The sequence below is a fragment of the Streptomyces sp. NBC_01445 genome (assembly GCF_035918235.1).
In the GTDB taxonomy this organism is placed as follows: Bacteria; Actinomycetota; Actinomycetes; order Streptomycetales; family Streptomycetaceae; genus Streptomyces.
This window is the reverse complement of record NZ_CP109486.1, coordinates 157,943-179,105: the sequence shown is the minus strand read 5'-3', so window position 1 is coordinate 179,105 and position 21,163 is coordinate 157,943. Positions and strand designations below refer to the sequence as shown.

Genomic DNA, 21,163 nt, shown 5'->3' with positions numbered 1-21,163 from the left:
TGGACGCGGACCGGCCGGTGCGGTATCTGTGCTCGCCTTCGCTGCCCTCCAGACCGTGGAAGCGGCGCTGCCGGAGTACCACAGCAGCGCGCTGGGGCGGTTGGGGCGGACCGAGGAAGCCGAGGCGGAGGCCAGCCGGGCGTTCAAGACCGAGCAGGGACGGCGTTGGTTCCAGCACAACCTGCACGGCGCGGACGCCGTCGCGGCGGCGACGAAGGCCGCCGACGCAGCGAGGGAGCGCGCTGCCGAGTATCTGCTGGCGGCGCGGCTGGAGCAGCTGCGCGAGCAGGCCGCCGCCCGGATCGAGCAGGCCGCGGCCGCGGCGTGGACGGACCGCCTGCCCGAGCTCGCCGCGCGCCCGCTGGACGGCGACGCCACCGGGCCGGTGATCGCATGACCGAGCTGAGCGGCGTTGACCTTGCGCACCAGACCTTGGTCGAGGCCCGGGAGGCAGTGGAGAAGAACGGCGCCGCCAGCATGGGGCTGCCGAAGTGCTGCACCGGCACGGTCGTACGCCGTCAGGACCCCGCCCTCAGGTCCTCTGGTTGGTGAACTCTGCAGGTGAAACGATGAGTTGGCAAGACGACGATGGGGGAGTTTGTGCAGGCTGACAAGCGGCGGATCCAAACAGCGGTGCTGGGGAGCGCGGACTCGGAAGAGCCGCTGCTGCTGCCGATGGAGGCGATCGAGCTGGACGTCTTCCGCCACCGCTACGAGAACGACACCTTCTGGTGCGGGACCCTGCTCGGCGGCTGCGGCGGCCAGCTGACCACGAAGCTCTACACCGACCGCGCCTGCCACTTCGCGCATCACCCGGATCCGGACGGGCTGCCGCACGTGTGCGGACGCCGCGCCCGCGGCGTGAACAGCGCGGATCATTTGTACGTAAGGTCGGCAGCCGCAGCCTGGCTCGCCGGCCATGGGGAGCAGGCCAGCTTCGAGTACGCCCGCACCGCCGGGGAGCCGATCGGCTCCGTCGTCGACATCCGCTGGCAGCACGGAGCCCTGCGGATCCACCTGGACCAGGCGGTGGCGCCGGTGTGGGACAACGGCATGGAGCCGGTGCTCGGCATGGGCGTCCCGGTCGACCGGGACACTCTGATCCGGCGCTGGTACGTGCACCGCATCCGTCTGGAGTCCCAGGGCACGACCCGTCAGGTCCGCATCGGCACCGAGGCCTTCGCACGGACCACCGAGTGGTTCGGCCTGGAGGACTGCGAGGTCACCAGCAACGGTCTGTCGACACCGGCCGTCCAGCGGATCATCCAGGCCCGCAGCGCGCCCTCGCCCGCGAAGTGGACGCCGGGCAAGAAACTGGACACCGCACAGGGACACCCGGGCACAGGACCTGCTGCGCAGGCTGCTCTACGCCCGCCGGACCGGCTCCATCACCCTGGCGGACTCGGCGTGCCGCGAGATCACGGAGCTCACCGGCGTCAGCCCGCGGATCCAGGACCAACTGGATGCCGCTGTACGCTCGGGACGCCTCTGGCTCGAGAAGGAAGTCGCAGCCCGCCGGGGATTGTTCGCCAGCCTGGAGCAGGCGGTGGCCGAGCAGCGGGTCGGGAAGGTCAAGAAGCTCTTGCGGCACGCCACGAAGGCCACCAAGGACGACCGCTCCGAGGATGAGAACCGGACGATCGCCGCGGCCGCCGACTACCTCACCGCCGTCGCGGCGGCAAGGAACGAGCGCCTGAACGCTCTCCTTGACGACCTCGACCGGCTTCCCCCGGACCTGGACCCGAACGTACTGCGTATCAAAGTCCGCGAGCTCCTGCAGGCAGCGAGCCAGGCCGGCAGCATCGGACCGCACCGTCAGGCGCGGGTCAATGCCTGGAGGGAACGCGTCCGTCACACAGCAGGTCCTGGCCAGGCCGTACAACAGCGCGTCATGGCAGGGGAGGAGAAGAGGCTTCCGCAGCTCCACAAGCAGGTCGCCCGGAGGATGTGGCTGGAGAGAAGTTGCCCACGCTGTGGGGCGGGCAGCAGCGAGAAGTGTGTCGTCGACACCGCGCCTGGCGATGCGCGGCAGGTACCCCACAGTGAGCGGCTGAAGCCGATCATCGACGAACGCAGAGAACAGCAACGGGCCCAGGCGAAGGCGCGGCGTCCGTGGCGGGTGTACGAGGTGACCTGCCCCGACTGCGGCCAAGGTGCCGAGAAGCGGTGCACCACTTCCGGAGGTCCGCACCGCGCACGCGTTGAACTGGCCAAAGAGTTCACCCTCCAGCGAAAGCCCCGCCCCGCGCCCGGCGGACATCAACCATGAGGCTGCCGGGTGGCCACACCCGGCCGTCTACAGCAGGCCGGACAGCGGCAGAGCGCGCTCGGTGAGCTGCCCGCGCAGCCGTCCCTGACGCCCTTCCGCGACCCCGATGCCATCGAGGACGAAGGGGAAGACGGCTGAGGGGCGGCGCATCCGAGACGGCCTGCGCCCGCTGCGCGGCCCGGCCGTGGCCGGCGATGGCGACGCGGACGGTGGAGAGGAATGGCCTCTTCTCGGCGGCGGTCTCCGGATAGGCACGGGGAAGTGCTTATCGGCCGGTTCCGGCGTGGGCGTGGCGGCCGTCGTGGTGGGGGCCGTGCCAGTCGAGGCACAGCACCGTGGCGTCGTCGGGCAGGTGGCCGCCGCAGGCGTCGGTAACCGCTGCTGCCAGGATGCGCACGACCTCGCGAGGATGTTCGGAGGCGGTCTCGCGCATGAGGCCGGGCAGGTCGACGGACTCGGCTTGTCGTTCCTGCATGCCGTCGCTGTGGAGCAGGAGCCGGTCGCCGGGGCGCAGATCGAGGAACTGTACGTGGTACGGGGTGGGTCCGGGGGCGCCGAAGAGCAGGTCGACGTCCAGGCGCACCTCGTTCACCGTGCCGTCGCGCAGGAGCAGCGGCCAGGGGTGTCCGGCGTTGACGACCTGTGCGCCGGTCCCGTCCAGGGCGATGCGCAGGAGCTGGCCGGTGGCCATGGTGTCGTGGCCGTGGTCGAGGAGAGCCTGGTGGATCCGGCGGGCCTGCTCGGTCAGGCTGTCGCCGTCGCGACGAGCGCCGCGCGAGGCATTGACCAGGAGGGTGGCCATGAGTGCGGCGTCGACGTCGTGGCCCATGGCATCGGTGACGGAAAGATGCAGGGTGTCGTGGCCGAGGGCGTAGTCGTAGGTGTCCCCGGCGGCGTCGTCGGCCGGGACCAGGCACGCGGCGAGCACGAACTGTGCGGCTTCGCAGGAGGGCGCGTCGGGCAGGAGCTGGCGCTGGATCTCGGCGGCCAGGCTGAGAGGGGTAGCGCGCTGGCCCCACCGGTAGAGGTCGGTGAAGCGGCGGTCGGTGACGATGATGTACGCCAGCGCGTGCGCGGCCTCGCCAACCTCGTTCAGGATCTCCTGGCTGACGTGCGGCAGGGACATCTCCAGGACGCCGATGGTGTCACCGCGGTTGGTCACCGGGGCGAACACCCGCTTTCCGTGCCCTGCGTCGGGGGCCTGCACCAACTCCTGGGTGCGCAGCACCTGTTCGTAGACGCTGCCGGCCAGCTGGATCTGATCGGCGTCGAGGCCGGCCCGCGGGGCGATCCCCTCGTCGACCCGCACCATCTGCCGGCCAGCGACGCCGACGAACAGGAACGACACCGCCCGCGCGTCGAACCGGTCGCGTAGATTGCGCGCCACCACGGCGAGAGACGCCGCCGGTGCCGCGTCCTCCGCAGCGGCGAGCACCTCGGCCAGCCCGAACGGGTCACCCGGCATCCTTGCCTCCGCTCATGCGAATGTCCCAGCCTGACCGCGGGCACTGTTCACATGCGATCTCACACCGGTTCCACCTCGGCGGCGGGCAGGCACGCCCAGTCCCTCGCATAAATGACCGGTTGTGAGGACCGTTCTTGCTGGCCAGCGCCAGGCACGTTTGCCCAGGCCGGTTCTCGCAGAACCCCTCTCGCAACCGCCGGGTTCTGCAAGGCCGTTCTGAGAGACGCGGTTGCGGCGCCACTACCTGCGGAACCGGCTTAGCGTTACTGGCTGTTCCGCTGGTCCCCAGGACCGGCGTGGAGCGGCAGTCGCCGCCCGTACGATGATCACGTGACAGCCCGCCGCACCCTTGGCACCGGGCCCCAGGACGCGCACGGGGCCTTCCCCGTGATCGTGGACACCGGTTGTCATGCGGCGGTGGCCAGCGTAGTTGATCGCTGTTCGTAGGTGATCGGGCTGATCTGGCCGAGGCGGGAGTGCCGTCGGTGGGTGTTGTAGCGGGTCGCCCAGCGGAAGACCGCGAGGCGGGCCTCACGCGCCCCGTTCCACCGCTTGCGACCCTGCAGCGTCTCGCGCTTCATGGTCGCGTTCAGACTCTCCGCGGCGGCGTTGTCCGCACTCGTGCCGACCGCGCCGCGCGATCTGGTCACGCCCAGCTCCGTTCGCCCACGGACACGGGATGCGACGCTGCCGCTACCGAGGACAGGACAAAGCCCACCTCCAGCACGTCTTGACCGCCATCGCCGTCAACATTGAGCGCCTCAGCGAGCTGCCACCGGCCGCAGAAGCACCCCCACCCCGCCAGCCGACCGATTTCCAGAACTACCTCGACCAGCACAAGATCTACCGGCCGAAGTCCTGGCGAACCCTCGGCAGTTGACCGCGAGCCACCAAGATCCCCGACAGAGTCAAGCTAGAACTCAAGTCCTCTCGGCGGGGCTTCGTCGTGTGCGGCACGGGAGCAGCCCTGGGCTCCCGGTTCGTCACCCGCTTTGCTCTGCCGTACTGCCCTGCGGCTAGTTTGTGTGCAGGACAGGTACGCAGGCCCGTGGCGGCAGAGGTGCACGGGGGACGGGAGGTCGGGAAGAGTGTCGCTGCGCGGAGGTGATCCAGCCGAGATCGGCGGTTATCCGCTTGAGGCGCGGCTCGGCTCGGGGGGCATGGGCACGGTCTTTCTGGCCCGTACGAGTTCGGGGCGACTTGTCGCGATCAAACTGATCCACCAGCAGTTCGCGGGGGACGACGAGTTCCGCATCCGTTTCCGGCAGGAGGTGGCGGCGGCGAGGCGGGTGAGCGGCGCGTTCACCGCCGCCGTGGTCGACGCTGCCCCTGAGGCCGAGCAGCCGTGGATGGCGACGACCTATATCGAGGGGCACACGCTCGCCCAGCGCATCGCCACGAAGGGCCCGCTGAACGGAGCGGAGCTGAGGAGGCTCGCCATCGGGCTGGCGGAGGCGCTGCGCGACATCCACCGGGTGGGGGTCGTCCACCGTGACCTGAAGCCCTCGAACGTCGTGCTCTCGCCCGAGGGCCCGCGCGTCATCGACTTCGGCATTTCGCGCGCCGTGGACCAGCAGACGCTGACGATGACAGGGCGGGTCATCGGTACGCCGCCCTTCATGTCGCCGGAGCAATTGCAGGCGCCGCGTGGTGTGGGGCCGCGGTCCGATGTCTTCTCGCTGGGGACGCTGCTGGTGTACTCAGCGACGGGCCACGGGCCCTTCGACGCGGACAGCCCATACATGACGGCGTATCAGGTGGTGCACGAGGAGCCGTCGCTGGGTGCCGTGCCGGCGGCTTTGCGCGCGATCGTCGAGTCGTGCCTGGACAAGGAGCCCAAGGGGCGCCCCTCGGCGGACGAACTCCTCGTGCTACTGCGGGACCTGCCGGCCGACCTCGGCGGAACCGACGCGAACGGGGCTGGCACGAGCCGCACCCGCGACATGATCACCCAGCATCACCTGGCGACGCGGGCCACCCCGGCGCCGACTGCCCCGACCACCGCCCCGGCCGGTCCCGATACAGGGAGCACCGATACCCCCATCGGCCGCCGTCTGCGTCGCCGATGGCGTCCTGTGCTCGCGGCCGCGGTCGCGGTGGCGGCGATCGGCGGGGGAGTCGCCGCGCTGAAGGCGGGCGGTTTTGGCGGGAACAGCGGCGCCGACAAGGGCAACAGCGTTGCGGCGCCGGGTGCCGCACTTCCGGACGGCTTCGAGCCGTGGCGCAATACCGTGCAGGGCGGTCGCGAGGACACCCCCGACGAGCTGCGTTGCGTCGCGCGCGGCGACGCGCTTTTCTGCGGGGGCGGCGGTGTTGTCGCGACCCGTATCAGGGCCCTGGACGGCTCGCGGGTGTGGACGGCGAAGAGTCCGGGCGTCCCCGTCCAGGGCATGCACCTGGTGGGCGCCACCGACGACACGGTGCTCGGTTACCGCTTCGCCGCGCAGGACGCCCCGCATGACCCTGCCAGCGAGGTGGTGGCCATCGACGCGAACAGCGGCCGGGAGCTGTGGTCCGTCCCGTCCGGCGCCCAGTCGACGGCCGTCACGGGTCGGACTCAGGATGCCCTTGTGGTCGGCTCCGCCGTCGTGACGGTCGACGCTTCCAACTCCCGCTTCGAGGCCCGGGATGCGCACAGTGGTGAGGTTACCTGGACGACGTCGTTCCCCGCGGGTACGCAGTGCGCTCCCGTCCCGGTGGGCCCACAGCTCTTGGCGATGTGCGCGACGGATGCGGAGGTGGATGCCTCAGAGGTGCGCCACCCCACCCTGTACACGGTCGACCGCGCCTCGGGGACACTGGGCAGGCCCATCGCGGTTAACGGCCCCGCCGTGCCGATGGGCGTCGCCAAGGGCAGGCTCGTACTCCTTCAGGAGCACATGGAGGGAACGGCGCTGGCCGGGTACGACGGGGTGGCGCGGGTCGACCCGGCCTCGCGGAAGGTCACGTACTCCCGACTGGCCAAGACATACGCGGGGACGCCCGGCGTGGTGGACGGCACGGTCTACGTGAGCGGGCAGACCGGTCTCGTCACAGCGCTCGACCCCGTGACCGGCCGGAAGAAGTGGTCGCGGCAGACGGGCGTGGAGGGCGCGTCGGGTCCCGTTGCGGGAGCCGACGCGCTGTATTTCAGCTCGGCCACCGGCCGGGTGGTCGCGCTGTCGCCGTACGACGGCAAACCCCTGTGGACAACAGACCCGCAGGCCGATGGTTTGACGGGCGAGCAGGGCGCAAGCCCGCGCGTGACCGTTGCGGGGCGTGCGGTGATCGTGGCCGCGGCCAAGAACACACTCTTCGCCTTCGACGCGCAGAAGCCGCCGAAGTCGGGCTGACCCCGGCGGCACCGGCCGCCGGCCGCCTTCCTTGCCGTGCGGACACCTCAGCGGCTCACTCGGTGGCCTACGCAGCGAGGTCGCGCCTTGTGCGAGTGCGCCGCCCGTAGCGTTTCTGGTCTAACGAGCTCGTGCAGGGGTGGCGGTGGCGCGTCGGGACGTTGATCACGGTCAGTGTGGTGGGGAACCGGGCACGTGCAGCAATGATCCGAAGCCAGCGGATCACGGGCCTCACGCCCGATGTGATTGCTGAACTCGTCGCCGAGACCGGACCGTTGTGGCAGAGCGGCATCAGTCCGCGCTGGCCCCACGGCCTCGTCGCCGAGGGCCCTCGTAGCCGTCGGCCAGGTCCAGGACGTCCCCGATCAGCTTCACCAGCTCGGGCTCGTCGTTGACGACCCGCCGTGACAGCAGGGTCATGCCGTCGGCGTCCAGGGCGAGGCCGTGGTGGTGGCCCTTGCAGCTGTCGATCCCCGCCCATATCCGGCTCATCGCGCTCCTGACGTTCGTGCTCGTGTTGTTCGTGCCACGGACGACCTCGCCGGCATTGCTCTACACAGCGACTTGTTCGCACTTCCTAATCGGCGGTCGAGTCGTCGTGGGGCGCTGGGCGGCGAAGCCTGCGGAGCCAAGAAACGGCAGCCGACTGTTAGCCACACCCAGCGCCCCTGGGCGACCCAACCCTACGAATGGTTCGATCAACCCGACCAAGAAGTTGAAGTGCTCTCCTCCCTTCGCAGGCTCAGGAAGGAGATTCCTGCTTACCTTGCGGCAGCGGGCTTGACGCCACGGGTGCGCCTGACGACTGCCCTCCCGGCAGCCGGGATCGCCACGAGGCCGATCCGGTACAGGTGCAAGATGTTCCGGGCTGCGTTCCAGTCGGCGTTGCCGGACCATCCGCAGTCGGGGTTCTTGCATACGAACGTGGCCTGGTCTTCCCGGCTGCCGGGCGTGATGAAACCGCAGGCGGAGCAGCGCAGGGAGGTGTTCGGGGCGGGTACCTTGGCGAGGGTTCCGCCGTTTCGGGCGGTTTTGTACGTCAGCATCGTCACGGTGCGACCCCATGCCTCTTGGCTGATGGAGCGGTTCAGGCCGGACTTCTGCGCGACGTTCTTCCCCGGCTGGTCGGTAGTGCCCTTGGCGGACTTGACCATGTTCGTGATGTTGAGCTGTTCCACCACGACCGTGCCGTACTGCTTGGCGATGGCGGTGGTGGTCTTGTGCTGCCAGTCGATTGCTCGGCGCGTGGCTCTTGCGCGGAGCTGCTTGATCTGGTCGTAGGTGCGGTGTAGCCGGTTGGAGCTGCGCTCTTTCGGCTTGCGGAAGCTCTTGCGGTGCGCGGCGCGCTGTTCCAGGCGAAGCAGTCTGGCCTTCTCATCCGGGTTCAGCCACTTGTCCCGGTCGGCGGTGCCGTCCGGGAGTCGGGGCGGCCGGTCGTGGTCCTGGTGGCTGCCGTCGGACAGCGCAAGGGGCAGGTTCACCCCGGCGTCGATACCGACCTCGGGACCCTGGTGGGGCTCCGGCTTGGGCTCAAGGGTCTGGATACGGAAGGCGATGTGCCAGCCGAGTCCGTCTTTGACCAGCCGTGCCCCGGTGATCCGGTTCTCCTTGTTGGCGTGCTTGCCGACGGGGAGGTCCTTGGTCCAGCGGAAGCGGACGCGGCCCACCTTGGGGATGTTGACCAGGCCCCACCGTCGGTGTACTCGCTTGATCTGCAGATCCCGGCCCTGCGGGATGTCCACCGACAATGCCGTGCGGAAGCGGGCCTTGAAGTTCGGCTCGTCCGCACGCCCGTCCCAGCAGTTCCGCCACGCCTGGAAGTACGTCTTGAGTACCGCCTGCGCGGCCTGCGCGGGCAGCACCGCGTACCAGTCGATCTCCTTGCGGGCCTGCCGCAACGCCTGATCCATGCGCGTCAGAGCGCGCTGACACTTCGGCGTCATCCGCCACAGGTCGTGGAGCTGATTCCACATCGCGCGTGCCGCGTGCGCCTGGTCATCCATGAGCCGGACCTGTGCAGGCGTCAGCGCCAGCCGGGCGCGATGCCCGAACTGCCGCTTCTCCCACACGAGTTCGCCCATGACAATCACCCTACTACGGTTGGCTTATGTCACCACGATGGAACCCGAATCCTGACGTGCGCACCGGGCGCCACGTCGTCTACAACCTGCATGTCCACTTGGTTTTTGTTACCAAGTACCGGCGCAAGGCATTCACCGACGCCATGCTGACGCGCACTGAGGAGATCATGCGCGAGGTCTGCGCGGACTTCGAAGCCGACCTGAAGCAGTTCAACGGCGAACAGGATCACGTCCACCTGCTTGTGCACTATCCGCCCAAGGTCCAGCTCTCCAAACTGGTCAACTCCCTCAAGGGCGTCTCCTCCCGCAGGCTCCGCCAGGAACACAGCGCACACGTGCGCCGCTACCTGTGGGGCGGACACTTCTGGTCCGGCTCCTACTTCGCCGGATCCTGCGGCGGCGCACCGCTGACCGTCGTCAAGCAGTACATCGAAAACCAGCAGCGCCCCACCGGCTGAGGACAACACTGCGGACCCGTGCGAACCGCGCGGGTCAGAGCAGCCCTGAGATGGCCTTCACCCCCGCCGTAAACGGCGGAGCACTGGCCAAGATCAAAGGTAGAGCCGATTGAAGACCCCTGTCGCCGGGTGCTTGAAGGCGGACGGCGGCGGGGCAGGGCGGCCGCTCGATGTGGCAGTCGCCGGTGTGGAAACGCGGTGAGACCGCCCGGCCCGCTCCCCCGGACTGGCTCCTGGAACTCGGGCTCACCGGGCGCTCTGCCGTCTAAATCCGTCTCATCCCCCGTTCGTCGGCTGCCAGAGTGCCGCGGGCAAAACTTCTTCTGCATTCACAGTCACGTCCCGACCCCTTCCGCTCCTTGGGGAAGGCATGCGGAACGATCACCTGACTCTCTGCGCAGCTCCGGTGCTCCCATCGCGCGTGTTCGCGGGGGGTATCCCCTCTGGCGCACACAACCGCGTCATGACGACAGCAACGGATGGGGGCGCACTGGCGCCCGAGTTCCTGGGTAACACCAGGGCTGGGCCTGCGAGTTGGAGTTCGCCGCGCCGGTTGCGGTGGGTGCCGGCTGCCGGGCAGCCCGGCGACGGCAGCATGGACGACGCGCTGCGGCTGGGTCGGGAGATGCGGCTGCGGCTGCTCGCCGCGGTCCGGGCGCTGCTGGCGGATGAGTCGCTGGTCGGGCTCGGGGATGCTGCCCGGTTGTCGGCGGTGGTGCTGTACGCGAAGTCGCGGGCGCCCAAGGGCCGCAAGGACGACAACCAGACCTCGATCAAGGGTCCGCAGTTGGGCCGGTGGCTGGGCATGAACGAGTCGACGGTCCACCACAAGGTGCTGCCCGCGCTGCGCGGCTCGGGCGCGCTGCGCACTCGGGTGGTGACCGACGCCGAGGGGCAGGTGAGGGGGCTGGACTGCCTGGTGATGCCGTTGTGGAACGCCCGCAAGGGTGGGGGAGCGGCGCACCCGCTGGCGTTGTCGAAGGCGGAGCTGGCGGTGCTGCTGCGCCTGATCGAGACGCTGTTCTCGCCAGGCTGGACGCTTGAGGACGGCTCGGTGATCCCGGCGGGGCTGCTGGCCGGCCGTACGGGCAAGGGGGCGGCGACCGACCGGCTCGGGCTGCTGATGATGATGCTGAATACCCGGGCGTCGGGCTGGCTGCAGCTGTGCGCCGGCTCGGTGAAGTCGAAGGAGGGGCGCGGGGCGGCGACGCTGGCGCGGCTGCTGGGCTGCACGCCGTCCGGCGCGCGGAAGGTCCTGGCGCGGCTGACGGAGGCCGAGGTCGTCGCGCGGGGCCGCAAAGCGACGGAGACGCGGATGCGCGGCCGCGGCCGGGTCATGCTGCTGCCGGTCGCCCAGGCTTACGGCCGGGTGCTGGCCCCTGTGGAGGCCTCTTCGGGCCCCGAGACCATCCTTTCGCAGCGTCCCGATGGTGCAGTCGGAGATCATGCTCCGGACCAGGGTGCCGCTGCCCTTGGTACATCTGGGCTGTGCGGTGCTGAGGCGGTCGAGAGGGCGGGGGATCGGGAGCGTCCTGATGGTGCAGAGCTCCACGCAGACCACGCTTGTGTGGTTACTCCGGTAGTTCCTCCGCAGCTCTCGTCTGGGTTTTCCGGCGAAGTCCGTGGGGGTGAGGGCCGTCGGCCGGAGCGCGCGTGCGTACGCGAGGGCCAGTCCGCCGACGCCGCAGCGGCATCAGCGCCGCCGGTGGCGGAGGTCGGCCCGCTTCGCGGGGAAAGGCCGAAGGAGTCTCCGGTCGATGAGCGGGATGGACAGCGCGCTGGCGGGGCTGGTGCCGGTGGCCGGCAAAAGCCCGTGGGGTGGGACAAGGCGCAGCGGCAGCGGAGGGTGGGCCTTCCGGCTGATCTTCGTGTGCGGGTGGCTCTGGGGCCGGTCGCGGGGCTGTGGGAGCGGCTGTCCGGCTGGCAGCAGGACCAGGTCGAGGCGGCGGCGCAGGCGGAGTTGACCCGGCTGGCGGGCATGCTGATGCGGCCGGAGATGGCGCCGCAGCTGCTGGCCGACCGGTTCACCGACCGGCTGGAGGAGACCGGCGGAGAGGCCCTGGTCGATCGTCCGTACCCGTGGCTGACCCGGCGGGGCCTGGTGCAGCGTCAGGCATGCTCGGACCGGCGGTGCGACGACGGGATCCGGCTGGACACCGGCGGCGACTGCGAGAACTGCCACAACGTGGTCCACATCCGGCGTGCCCGGCGGGCGAAGATCGCGGCGGAGGTCGACCGACAGCTGCCCGGCCTGACCATCGGCGAGCGCCGCCAGGTCCTCGATGAGCGGCTCCAGGAACAGGCCGCGATCGAGGCGGAGAGCTTCGTGTGCCGGCGTGAGCAGGCCCGCGCGGAGCAAGCCCGCCGGGACGCGGCACGTGCAGCTGCGCAGGAGCGGACGGAGCGCGAGCGCCAGGCCGCGGCCGCCGCCGACGCGGTCCGTCAGGCGTTGCCGTGCGAGGACCGCGGGCAGGGCGCGGCGGCCGGGCTGTGCGAGGCGTGCGGTTATCGGCGCCGGACCGAGGCTTTGATCGTGGAGGCCGGTCTGGTCGCGGCGGCCGCGCTGAACGGTGACGGCGACGGCGCCACCGTCACCGCCGACGTCCGGGCGTCGCTGGAGGCCGACATCGAGCGCGCCCGGCGCCACCTCCTGGAGCTGGTGGAGCCGGGCGAGCTGGACACGGACCCGGCGTTGCGAGCGTCCGCGTTCGCCTTCAACGCGCTCCAGACCGTGGAGCAGGCGCTGCCGGAGTACCGCAGCAGCGCACTCGGGCGGCTCGGGCGAACCCGAACGGCGCGGACGCCATCGTCGCTGCGACCAAGTCCGCCGACGCCGCCCGGGAGCGCACCGCGCAGTACCTGTTGGCGACGCGGCTGGAGCAGCTGCGCGAGCAGGTCGCAGTCCGGACCGAGGCGGCCGTGCCCGCGCCGTGGTCGGACCGGCTCGCCGGGTTCGTCGCGCGTCCACTGGACGCTGACATGGCCGGGGCGGTGATGGCGTGAGCGGCGAGCTGAGCGGGGTCGACCTCGCGCGCCAGGCCCTGGTCACGGCCCGGGAGGCGCGGCCGAACTCGCCCAGGCCCGCCGCACCAACACCGAGCCGGTCACCGCCGAGGACGTCCAGCGCATCGCGCTGACGGAGTTCGCCCTGCTTCTCGACGAGGCCCAGGCGCGCCGCCCTCGCCCAGCGGCGCCGTACCGCAGGGTGACCAGGACCGGGGCGGCGCGTTAGTACGACCATGACCGCGATGACCGTGCGGCCGGCACCCGTCATCGACCTAGTCGGCCGCACCAGTGAAGCCGTCCGGCTTCGCTCGGACGAGCCGATCTACGCCGCGCTGGCAGTGCACTGGAGTGCGGCGGGGCGTGTCGTGCCCGGCCAGACTGACCGGGAGTGGACGATGCTGGCAAGCCGCTGCCTGTGGCCCATCCGATAGACCGGCGTCGGTGCGACGGCCTTCCCCCGGGGCCCGCATCACGCCACCGGCCGGCAGCCCCGGAAGCCTGCCCGGCCACCCGGGGCTGCCGGGACCGGCCGGTTCTGGTTTGGGCCCCCTGCCGGCCCGGCAGCTCAAGACGTCTCAGCGGAGCGTGCGGCTGCGGCGGCCGGAGCGCCGCAGGTGCACGCCCAGGTACACCAGGGCCGCGATGAACACCACGATGCCGATGATCAGCAGGTAAAGCAGCCCCTTGGCGACGGCGCCGATGATGCCTAGCACGATCGCCGCGATGACGAGGATCAGGAAGAGTCTCATGGAGCGGGCACCTCCTCGGTGGGTCGGTCAGCGGCGGGCGAGCTGCCGCTCACCGTTCGCGCCGCTCTGGTAGGGCAGGCCGTAGTGCGCGAAGACCGCCGCCTCGTCCTCGGCGGGCAGAACGTCGTCCGTGCCGATCGCCGGGCACTTCTTCACCAGCGACCGGTCGTAGTCGACCTTCACGTAGCCGGGGCCCACGAGCGCGCCGTTCAGCGGGACGAAGACCAGGTGGCGGCGGGTGGGCAGCCCGACCTGGACGGTGGCCATGGCCGGCTCGTCGGTGCTGGTGTCCACGTAGACGGCCTCCATCGTGCCGATCTTGTGGCCGCCCGCGTCGACGACGTCGTGGGTGCGCCACTCGCGAATATCCGCGATCTTGATCATCCCGGGTTCCCTTCGCGCGGCGGTATGCCTGAGCCGGTGCACTTCTCAGCCTGCCCCGCCAAGCCCGCCCACACCAGCCTGGGCGCCTCGCGTCATGGCGGGCGGCGGGGCCGCGACGGTTCTTCTTGGCCGCGTGACGGGCGCCAGGCGGTGAGTGACGGGGATGGACACGGCGTCTGGGCAGGGCGTTTTCTGGAATCACGACCCCGCCCAGTGACGCGACATCGCAGTCCCGAAGGGGGCGCCGTGCACGACACGCTCCAGGTCGCAGTGCACCCGACCGGGCCCGGCAGCTGCCGGGTGACCGTGGCCGGGGACCTCGACCTGGTCAGCGCCCCGGACATCAGGGAAGCCCTCCGGGCCGCCGTGTCCGCCCACGACCGCGTCGACGTGAATTGCGGTCGGCTGACCTTCGTGGATTGTTCCGGCCTGTCCGCGCTGCTGGCCGCCGCCCGCGCCGCGAAGGCCGAAGGGGTGGAACTGCGGCTGTACGCGGTCCCGCACGCCCTGGCCCGGCTGCTGCGGCTGTCCCACACCGGCAGCGCCTTCACCATCGAGCAGCCGGGGTGAAGTCATGGCCGGGCGGGTGTGCCGGTGCGCGTACGTCCTCTGCTCCAGGCCGCTGCCGGCGGGCGCTCGCAGTGACAAGAAGTTCTGTGACCGCACGTGCCGGGCGGCCCATCGCCGTCAATGAACACAAGTCCGATAAAGGGTCAGGGAAGCGGAGTCACCGATAGCGCAATCGCGCCCTGTTGGTTCTCGCCCGGGTGTGCGGATCGGGCTGCCGGACGCCCGATCGATGCGCGATGATCACCACTCCGAACGTCGAACGACGAAGGGGACGGCCATGGCCAAGGGAACGCGGATCACCGGCGAGGCACGCGACAAGATCGCGAACGAGCTGAAGAAGGCGTACGAAGGCGGAGCGAGCATCCGGGCCCTGGCCGAGGACACCGGCCGCAGCTACGGCTTCGTCCACCGCATCCTCACCGAAGCCGGTGTCACCCTGCGCGGCCGCGGCGGAGACACCCGCAGCCAGCCCAGCGCATAACCGGCCGCGGCACGGCGAACCCGCTGGTCACCGCCCCTGCGGACGCGTCATGATGGCCGACGCAAGCCGTACGACGAGAGGACCGCAGAGCGATGCCCCTGTCTGCCCTAACCGCCGAAGCCCGCGCGGAAAACCTCCGGAAGGCGGCTGCCGTCCGCCGCGAACGCAGCGAACTGCTCGACGCGCTCAAGCACGAACGCACCTCCTTGCAGGAGGTACTCGACCGAGATGACCCGGTCGTGGGCAGGATGCTCGTCAAGCGCCTGCTGGAAGGACTGCCCAACATCGGCAAGATCCGCGCCGCCCAGCTCCTGGCCGACCTCGACATCTCCGAGCGCCGCCGCGTCCAGGGCCTCGGCTCCCGCCAGAAGGCACGCCTGCTCGAACTCTTCCCGCCGCAAGCCTGACCGGCTGCGCTGCCGTAGTCCACCACCCCACCCCAGCAGGGCACGGGACAGGGCCCGCAGAAATGAAGCCCTGGCCCCGACGGGAGACCAGGGCTGTCGGTCACACAGTCCGACGAAGTTGCCCAGGACGTGAGGCGTTCCGGGCAGCATGTGCGGGCGGCAGCCGCGAAACCGCTGGGGTAGTCACAGGGTCTCAGGCCGAGGCCGACGGAGCGGAGGACTCGCCACGCCGGCGGTATTCGGCGTTGATGCGCTGTGCTTCTTCGAGCTGGTCTTCGAGGATGACGATGCGGCAGGCGGCCTCGATGGGGGTCCCGTGGTCGACGAGTTCCCGGGCGCGGGCGGCGATGCGCAGCTGGTAGCGGGAGTAGCGGCGATGGCCGCCCTCGGAGCGCAGCGGTGTGATGAGGCGGGCTTCGCCGATGGCACGGAGGAAGCCCTGGGTGGTGCCGAGCATCGCGGCGGCCCGGCCCATCGTGTAGGCGGGGTAGTCGTCGTCATCGAGACGTCCGAACGAGTCGTCTGCTGTCATTTCACCTCTCTGTGGAACACGCGGAGGGGCCCTGGTGCCGTACCGCACCAGGGCCCCGAAGGAACTGCTACACCATCTGCCGACCCTATTACTGCGTCGGCCTTCTGTGTCCGCCGCCCCGACCTGGGAGTTGTCGGGGGTGCGGGGATCGCGGTTGCTTGACCGGAGACCACCTCACTATCGATGTCCTGCGGTACCCGGGCTCAACACTCCGCCCGGGCGATCCTGATGGCGCTCAACTCCTCCGTTCTTCCCTCTGGGATCAATCACTTACCTACCGCTGGTGATGCGAACTACTCGGTGACCTGAGTAAGCGTCACTCTTCGGCAGCCAGCCCCGTCGCCCGTCCTGCATCTGCTCTGGCTTAGAACCCCACTGCCGAACTTCCCGGTGCGCGCGTCCGCAGCCGACGCCTTCACCCAGGTGCTGCTCACTTAACTTCACTGCTGGTACTGCGAACTGCCCTTACGCGTACTGCGGTACTGCTCGCGGCGGCCCCTGATCACTGCGGGCCACCCGGTCCGGTCGTCAGTCCCGTCGCCGTCCTGCAACAACCCTGGCTTCGGAACTCCACCACCGCACCGTCCTGCAAACTGCGGTACTGCTGCCCGGCAGTTCATCTCTGCCAGGCCCTGTTGATCTCGGCTACGAGAGAAACCATAACCACACCGCCATCCAATGTCTACTCCAGCCAACATAGATTTCCGCGTGTTCGACGGTGAGGTAATCGACCTCGTGCAGCGGTGGAGGGCGGGAGCAAGCCGGGTTAACGGGCCGCAGCCGGGGCACAAGCCACGGACACACAGGACCGGACACTGACGATCCAGAGACCAGGGGAACCTGATGGACACGATGAGCGTCAACGTCGCAACCCTCCGCTCCGCGACGGGCCCCGCTGGTACAGGGCATGAAGGTCGCCTTTACCGGTGACACCCGCACTGCACGCGAAGAACTCATCGCACGCTCCGTCGCGGCAGGACTGAACGTGATGGGCTCGGTCAGCCGGCACACCAGCGTGCTGGTCACCAACGAGTGCGACTCCGAGAGCGCCAAGTATCGTGCGGCACGTGGTGCAGGAGTGCCCGTGATCACCGAAGGAACCTTCCTCGGCCTGCTCACCGGCGTGCAGCCTGGAACCGCCCACACCAAACCGGCACCATCGAAGCCGTCCCTACCCGCACAGCGGCGCACCGGCCGCCCAGCCTCCGCCCAACCGCTGTCCGGGCGCCGGGTCCTGGTGCTGGGCGGCCACCACGACGAAGCCTCGGCGCTGCGCACCCGCATTACGGAGCAGGGCGGTGCCGCCGCCGTCAATCTCTCCGCCGGCGTCACCGATGTGATTCTCCTGACCGGTGGAGCCGAGGACCGTCGCATGCCCCACATCACGGCACGCGGACTGCCGGTCCACGATGGCGACTGGCTCGCCACGCTCAAGCCGCCATCGGGCACCGCCGCACAAGTGGGAACGGCCGACCCGGTCCTTCCCCGCGGCGGCGTTTTCGACCTTCCGACTGCACACGGCGGCGCCGGAACATGGACGGTGAGTGCCTCCTGGGGCCATCAGGCCGACTGCGAGATCGACGTGGTCGCCTTCCTGCTCGACGAGGACGAACAGGTCCTGTGCGACGAGGACTTCGTCTTCTACGGGGCGCCCGAAAGCCCCGACGCGACGGTGCGCCTGATCACCGACGGCCCCAGCGAACAAGCCATCACAGCGGAGCTGACCACCCTTTCCGACGCCGTCCGCAAAATCGTCATCGCCGCTGCCATCGACGGAACCGCGACGTTCGCCGATGCCGGAGCAATCGAGATCACCGTTGCCCAGGCAACCGACGCGCGAGCACTGGCCCAGGCCACCCTGGACGCCGCGACGACCGAACGAACGCTGCTGCTCGCCGAGGTCTACCGGCGTGGCCCGGGATGGCGCGTACGCGCCATCGGCCAGGGATACGACCACCAACTGGCCGACCTGGCACGCAGCTTCGGCGTCGACATCATCGACTGAGCTCTCGCCTACCCTGCGGCCGAACCGTTTTGCGCCCGTGAGCCGACTGCTGTCCACACACCGGTGGCCCCCGCCTCGAGCAGCACACGCCACTGCGCGGCCATCGTCGACCGCCTCACCTTCTGATCAGGCGGCGGGGTACGGCAGCAGCCCGCTCGCGGTCTTCTCCCAGGCCGCCTTCAGCTCGGCGAGCAACTCCGGCTTGTCGGGCGCCAGATCGGCCTGCTCGCGCAGATCGGCGCCGAGGTCGTAGAGGTGGTCCTTGCCCGCGGAGTCCTGGTAGTACTTCCAGTCGCCGCGCCTGAGCGCCCGATTGGCCCGCACCCGCCAGAACAGGTCCCGCTCGGGCAGCTTCTCGCCCTTCAGCAGATAGCCCGCGAGGCTTCTGCCGTCCAGCGGATACGCCGGGTCGGGCCGGGCGCCGGCCAGCTCCAGCAGGGTCGCGGTCCAGTCGGGGGAGAAGTTCGGTTCGCGGCTGACCTGGTTGTCGTCGATGCGGTGCGGCCAACGGACGATCGTCGGCACCCGGATGCCGCCCTCCTGGAGCACGAACTTCTCACCGCTCAGCGGCCAGAGGTACGACCAGCGTTCACCACCGTTGTCGCTGGCGAAGTACACCACCGTGTTCTCCTCCTGCCCGGACCGGCGCAGCGCCGCCAGCACCTCGCCGACCGCCGCGTCGAGGCTCTCGACCATCTGCGTGTACTTCGCGACCGAGCCGCCGTCGTCGTGCAGCAGTGCGGCGGTGATCTCGGCCTGGCTCTTGGCGGCCCGGATCTTCGCGGCGATCTCCGCACCGGTCTCGGCGTCCTCCTCGCTCAGCCAGGGCCAGTGCGGGGTGGTGAAGTTGAGGTTCAGCAGCCACGGCTTGTCGTGCTTGCGGCCGACGTACTCCACCGCCCGCTCGGTCAGCACCTCCGTGTAGTAGCGCAGGTCCTTGTACTCGGCGTCCCCCTCGTAGAGGTCGTAGTCGCCGAGCTGGCCGAGCTTGGAGAAGTACTCCAGGACGCCGCCATGGTTGCCGAAGAACTCGTCCCAACCCGACTTCGTGGGGCTGTAGTCGGGCAGCCAGCCGCAGTGCCACTTGCCGATTAGGGCAGTGGAGTAGCCCGCCTTCTTCAGCAGGGAGGCCAGGGTGGGATGGTTCGGGTCCAGACCCTGGGTCCTGTTGGCGATGGGCTCGGCGAGCCCGCCCTTCGTACGGCCCGGATAGCGCCCGGTGTACAGGCTGAACCGGGTCGGCGAGCAGGTCGCCGACCCCGAGTACGCGTCCGTGAAGCGCACCCCTGCCGGGCGAGCCGGTCCAGGTTCGGGGTCTTGATGTGCGGCGCTCCGTACGAGGAGAGGTCGGCCCAGCCCAGGTCGTCCCCCAGGATGACCAGGAGGTTGGGGCGCCGGCCGGAACCGGCGGAGGCGGTACGGGCCTGGAACGGGCGCTCGGTGGGGGCGGCCTGGTCGGGGGCTGCCACGGCGGCGGTGGCCGTACCGGCGACGGCGGTGACCGCGCCACCACCGACGAGACCGCCGAAGGTACGACGGGATATTTCGGGCATGCGGGTTCCTCGGAACGGACGGGTGCCACGACGGGACACGAAGAGGGAAGAGAAGAAGGGCGGGCGAGGAGACTGTGGGCTCAGCGACAGATGGCGCTGGACTGCCGGCACAGGTCGACGTGGCGCCGCTCCACGAGCGCGACGAGCGCGCGCGGGTGATCGGCGGAGGGCCTCATGCTGAGCGACGGTGCCAGCGGGCAGCCCGACACGTCAAGCCAACGTCCATGCAGTGGACGCACCTGAAAGGTGCGCGGGGAACTGCGCAGTCTTTTAGGGGCGTCTGGGGGCGCAGCCCCAGGACGGGATGGGACGGGTAGGGGTGGCGGTGACGAAACAACCCTCACCCCACCACCCGCAGCAGCAGCACAGCCCGCGCCGGCACCGTAATCGCGCCCCCCGCGCGATGCACGACGCCGGGCGCCCGCCCCTGCTCCTCCCGCGAGGTGTCGACGGCAACCTCGTACCGCTGCGCCCACGGCCTCCCCGGCAGTACGAAGCTGGCCGGCCGATCCCCGGCATGCAGCACCGCGAGGAAACTGTCGTCCACAACCGGCGCCCCCCTGGTCCTAACGGGAATGTACGGGGGGATTCCATGCGCCGTTCCATCGCTGCCGCCGCAGTCGTCACGCTCACCGCCACCCTTGTGGCCGGGTGGGCTGGTAGTACGTCTCGTGGTCCATGCCGTCGGGGAAGTAGTCGGCGCCAGAGCGGGGCGTGACGGCTTCGCACCTGTCCGCGTCGCTGTTCGAGGTCGATTACCTCACCGTCGATCACGCGGAAATCTATGTTGGCTGGAGTAGACATTGGATGGCGGTGTGGTTATGGTTTCTCTCGTAGCCGAGATCGAGCAGGGCCTGGCAGAGACGAACTGCCGGTCAGTAGTACATGCAGTTGCAGTTGGCAGGACGGTGCGGTGGCGGAGTTTCGAAGCCAGGGTTGTTGCAGGACGGCGACGGGACTGGCGACCGGACCGGGCGGCTCGCAGTTATCAGGGGCCGCCGTGGCAGTACCCGTAAGTGCAGTTCGCAGTACTCAGCAGTGAAGTCAGTGAGCAGTACCTCGGTGAAGGCGTCAGCTGCGGGCGCGCGCACCGGGAGGTTCGGCAGTGGGGTTCTAAGCCAGAGCAGATGCAGGACGGGCGACGGGGCTGGCTGCCGAAGAGTGGCGCTGTTCGAGGCCACGAGCAGTTCGTAGTACCAGCAGTACGCAGTTCCGCAGTTCCCGTTTGGTAAGTAGTTGATCAAGAGGGAAGAACGGAGGAGTTGAGCGCCATCAGGATCGCCCGGGTGGAGTGTTGAGCCCGGGTACCGCAGGACATCGATAGTGAGGTGGTCTCCGGTCAAGCAACCGCGATCCCCGCGTCCCCGACAACTTCCAGGTCGGGTCAGCGGATACAGAAGGCCGGCGCAGTAACCAGGGTCGGCAGATGGTGTAGCAGTTCCTTCGGGGCTCTGGTGCCGGTATGGCACCAGGGCCCCTCCACGCGTTCCACAGAGAGGTGTAATGACAGCAGACGATTCATTCGGCCGTCTCGATGACGACGACTACCCCGCCTACACGATGGGCCGGGCCGCCGCCATGCTCGGCACCACCCAGGGCTTCCTGCGTGCCATCGGCGAAGCCCGCCTGATCACCCCGCTGCGCTCCGAGGGCGGCCACCGCCGCTACTCCCGCTACCAGCTGCGCATCGCGGCCCGCGCGCGTGAGCTCGTCGACCACGGCACCCCGATCGAGGCTGCCTGCCGCATCGTCATCCTCGAAGACCAGCTCGAAGAGGCCCAGCGCATCAACGCCGAATACCGCCGCGCCGCCGAATCAGCGAACCCGACGACCGCGGCCTGAGCAGCTGAGACCTGCAACTCTCCCAGGAG

The 21,163-nt window shown here is 69.6% G+C and carries 20 protein-coding genes and 5 pseudogenes; 14 read left to right on the top strand and 11 right to left on the bottom strand.

Translation table 11 applies throughout. From position 1 onward, the window contains the following. Window positions 1–28: 28 nt before the first annotated feature. From OG574_RS48885 to OG574_RS48870, 4 genes are read left to right on the top strand one after another with little or no spacing between them, the layout of a single operon-like run. The gene (locus OG574_RS48885) at window positions 29–397 is read left to right on the top strand and encodes a hypothetical protein (protein WP_326778868.1); all 369 of its coding nucleotides are present in this window, start codon (window positions 29–31) and stop codon (window positions 395–397) included. Beyond that, window positions 394–552: a hypothetical protein gene (locus OG574_RS48880; RefSeq protein WP_326778867.1), complete on the top strand. Its 159-nt coding sequence runs from the start codon at window positions 394–396 to the stop codon at window positions 550–552. Before OG574_RS48885 ends, OG574_RS48880 begins: the two co-directional genes overlap by 4 nt. A gap of 48 nt (window positions 553–600) precedes the next feature. Then, window positions 601–1,629 carry a hypothetical protein gene (locus tag OG574_RS48875; protein ID WP_326778866.1) on the top strand — a complete coding sequence of 343 codons (1,029 nt, stop codon included), beginning with the start codon at window positions 601–603 and terminating at the stop codon, window positions 1,627–1,629. Next, window positions 1,547–2,269, top strand: coding sequence for a zinc finger domain-containing protein (locus tag OG574_RS48870; RefSeq protein ID WP_326778865.1), 723 nt, complete (start codon window positions 1,547–1,549; stop codon window positions 2,267–2,269). The genes OG574_RS48875 and OG574_RS48870 overlap by 83 nt, the downstream gene beginning before the upstream one ends. 27 nt (window positions 2,270–2,296) lie before the next feature. Here the strand turns inward: OG574_RS48870 and OG574_RS48865 are convergent, their stop codons facing one another. From OG574_RS48865 to OG574_RS48855, 3 genes and pseudogenes are all read right to left on the bottom strand, one after another. After that, a complete protein-coding gene (locus OG574_RS48865) occupies window positions 2,297–2,419 on the bottom strand; it encodes a hypothetical protein (protein ID WP_326778864.1) in 123 nt (40 codons plus the stop codon). 115 nt (window positions 2,420–2,534) lie between these two features. After that, on the bottom strand, window positions 2,535–3,734 hold the full coding sequence (locus tag OG574_RS48860; RefSeq protein ID WP_326771380.1) for a PP2C family protein-serine/threonine phosphatase: 1,200 nt from the start codon (window positions 3,732–3,734) through the stop codon (window positions 2,535–2,537). Between the two features lie 407 nt (window positions 3,735–4,141). Beyond that, window positions 4,142–4,393, bottom strand: a pseudogene (locus OG574_RS48855) (integrase core domain-containing protein); the annotation flags it as partial. Between the two features lie 20 nt (window positions 4,394–4,413). Between OG574_RS48855 and OG574_RS48850 the strand changes: the two are divergent. Together OG574_RS48850 and OG574_RS48845 are read left to right on the top strand one after the other, a co-directional pair. Beyond that, a complete protein-coding gene (locus OG574_RS48850; RefSeq protein ID WP_326771379.1) occupies window positions 4,414–4,614 on the top strand; it encodes a transposase in 201 nt (66 codons plus the stop codon). Between the two features lie 208 nt (window positions 4,615–4,822). After that, window positions 4,823–7,066 (top strand): serine/threonine-protein kinase, encoded by a 2,244-nt coding sequence (locus tag OG574_RS48845; protein ID WP_326771378.1) that lies wholly within the window; start codon window positions 4,823–4,825, stop codon window positions 7,064–7,066. A gap of 336 nt (window positions 7,067–7,402) precedes the next feature. On the opposite strand, the pseudogene OG574_RS48840 reads toward OG574_RS48845, so the two are convergent. Then, window positions 7,403–7,558: pseudogene (locus OG574_RS48840) on the bottom strand (IS110 family transposase); the annotation flags it as partial. Window positions 7,559–7,827: 269 nt separating this feature from the next. Continuing rightward, window positions 7,828–9,147, bottom strand: a complete 1,320-nt coding sequence (locus OG574_RS48835) for an RNA-guided endonuclease InsQ/TnpB family protein (RefSeq protein ID WP_326771377.1) — start codon at window positions 9,145–9,147, stop codon at window positions 7,828–7,830. Between the two features lie 26 nt (window positions 9,148–9,173). On the opposite strand from OG574_RS48835, the gene tnpA reads away from it, so the two are divergent. From tnpA to OG574_RS48820, 3 genes are all read left to right on the top strand, one after another. Then, window positions 9,174–9,605: an IS200/IS605 family transposase gene (gene tnpA / locus OG574_RS48830; protein WP_326771376.1), complete on the top strand. Its 432-nt coding sequence runs from the start codon at window positions 9,174–9,176 to the stop codon at window positions 9,603–9,605. Between the two features lie 463 nt (window positions 9,606–10,068). After that, window positions 10,069–12,600, top strand: a complete 2,532-nt coding sequence (locus OG574_RS48825) for a hypothetical protein (RefSeq protein ID WP_326771375.1) — start codon at window positions 10,069–10,071, stop codon at window positions 12,598–12,600. A 244-nt stretch (window positions 12,601–12,844) separates the two neighbouring features. Beyond that, window positions 12,845–13,042, top strand: a complete 198-nt coding sequence (locus OG574_RS48820; protein ID WP_326771374.1) for a hypothetical protein — start codon at window positions 12,845–12,847, stop codon at window positions 13,040–13,042. Window positions 13,043–13,186: 144 nt separating this feature from the next. Here the strand turns inward: OG574_RS48820 and OG574_RS48815 are convergent, their stop codons facing one another. Both OG574_RS48815 and OG574_RS48810 read right to left on the bottom strand, forming a co-directional pair. Then, on the bottom strand, window positions 13,187–13,360 hold the full coding sequence (locus tag OG574_RS48815) for a hypothetical protein (RefSeq protein WP_326771373.1): 174 nt from the start codon (window positions 13,358–13,360) through the stop codon (window positions 13,187–13,189). A gap of 27 nt (window positions 13,361–13,387) precedes the next feature. Next, window positions 13,388–13,744 (bottom strand): PRC-barrel domain-containing protein, encoded by a 357-nt coding sequence (locus OG574_RS48810; RefSeq protein ID WP_326771372.1) that lies wholly within the window; start codon window positions 13,742–13,744, stop codon window positions 13,388–13,390. A 246-nt stretch (window positions 13,745–13,990) separates the two neighbouring features. Between OG574_RS48810 and OG574_RS48805 the strand changes: the two genes are divergently transcribed. From OG574_RS48805 to mihF, 3 genes are all read left to right on the top strand, one after another. Beyond that, window positions 13,991–14,314, top strand: a complete 324-nt coding sequence (locus OG574_RS48805; RefSeq protein WP_326771371.1) for an STAS domain-containing protein — start codon at window positions 13,991–13,993, stop codon at window positions 14,312–14,314. 277 nt (window positions 14,315–14,591) lie between these two features. Next, a complete protein-coding gene (locus OG574_RS48800; protein ID WP_442816781.1) occupies window positions 14,592–14,795 on the top strand; it encodes a helix-turn-helix domain-containing protein in 204 nt (67 codons plus the stop codon). Window positions 14,796–14,887: 92 nt separating this feature from the next. Then, window positions 14,888–15,202, top strand: coding sequence for an integration host factor, actinobacterial type (mihF, locus tag OG574_RS48795; RefSeq protein WP_326771369.1), 315 nt, complete (start codon window positions 14,888–14,890; stop codon window positions 15,200–15,202). 193 nt (window positions 15,203–15,395) lie between these two features. Here the strand turns inward: mihF and OG574_RS48790 are convergent, their stop codons facing one another. Next, window positions 15,396–15,734 carry a MerR family transcriptional regulator gene (locus tag OG574_RS48790; protein ID WP_326771368.1) on the bottom strand — a complete coding sequence of 113 codons (339 nt, stop codon included), beginning with the start codon at window positions 15,732–15,734 and terminating at the stop codon, window positions 15,396–15,398. 892 nt (window positions 15,735–16,626) lie between these two features. On the opposite strand from OG574_RS48790, the pseudogene OG574_RS48785 reads away from it, so the two are divergent. Continuing rightward, window positions 16,627–17,739 (top strand): annotated as a pseudogene (locus OG574_RS48785) (TerD family protein); the annotation flags it as partial. Between the two features lie 126 nt (window positions 17,740–17,865). Here OG574_RS48785 and OG574_RS48780 read toward each other — a convergent pair. The 3 genes and pseudogenes from OG574_RS48780 to OG574_RS48770 form a co-directional block, all read right to left on the bottom strand. Then, window positions 17,866–19,292 (bottom strand): annotated as a pseudogene (locus OG574_RS48780) (sulfatase family protein). Between the two features lie 80 nt (window positions 19,293–19,372). Beyond that, window positions 19,373–19,468: a putative leader peptide gene (locus tag OG574_RS48775; RefSeq protein ID WP_326771367.1), complete on the bottom strand. Its 96-nt coding sequence runs from the start codon at window positions 19,466–19,468 to the stop codon at window positions 19,373–19,375. Window positions 19,469–19,632: 164 nt separating this feature from the next. Beyond that, window positions 19,633–19,854, bottom strand: a pseudogene (locus tag OG574_RS48770) (hypothetical protein); the annotation flags it as partial. A 941-nt stretch (window positions 19,855–20,795) separates the two neighbouring features. Between OG574_RS48770 and OG574_RS48765 the strand changes: the two are divergent. Next, window positions 20,796–21,134, top strand: a complete 339-nt coding sequence (locus OG574_RS48765) for a MerR family transcriptional regulator (RefSeq protein ID WP_326771366.1) — start codon at window positions 20,796–20,798, stop codon at window positions 21,132–21,134. Window positions 21,135–21,163: the final 29 nt, after the last annotated feature.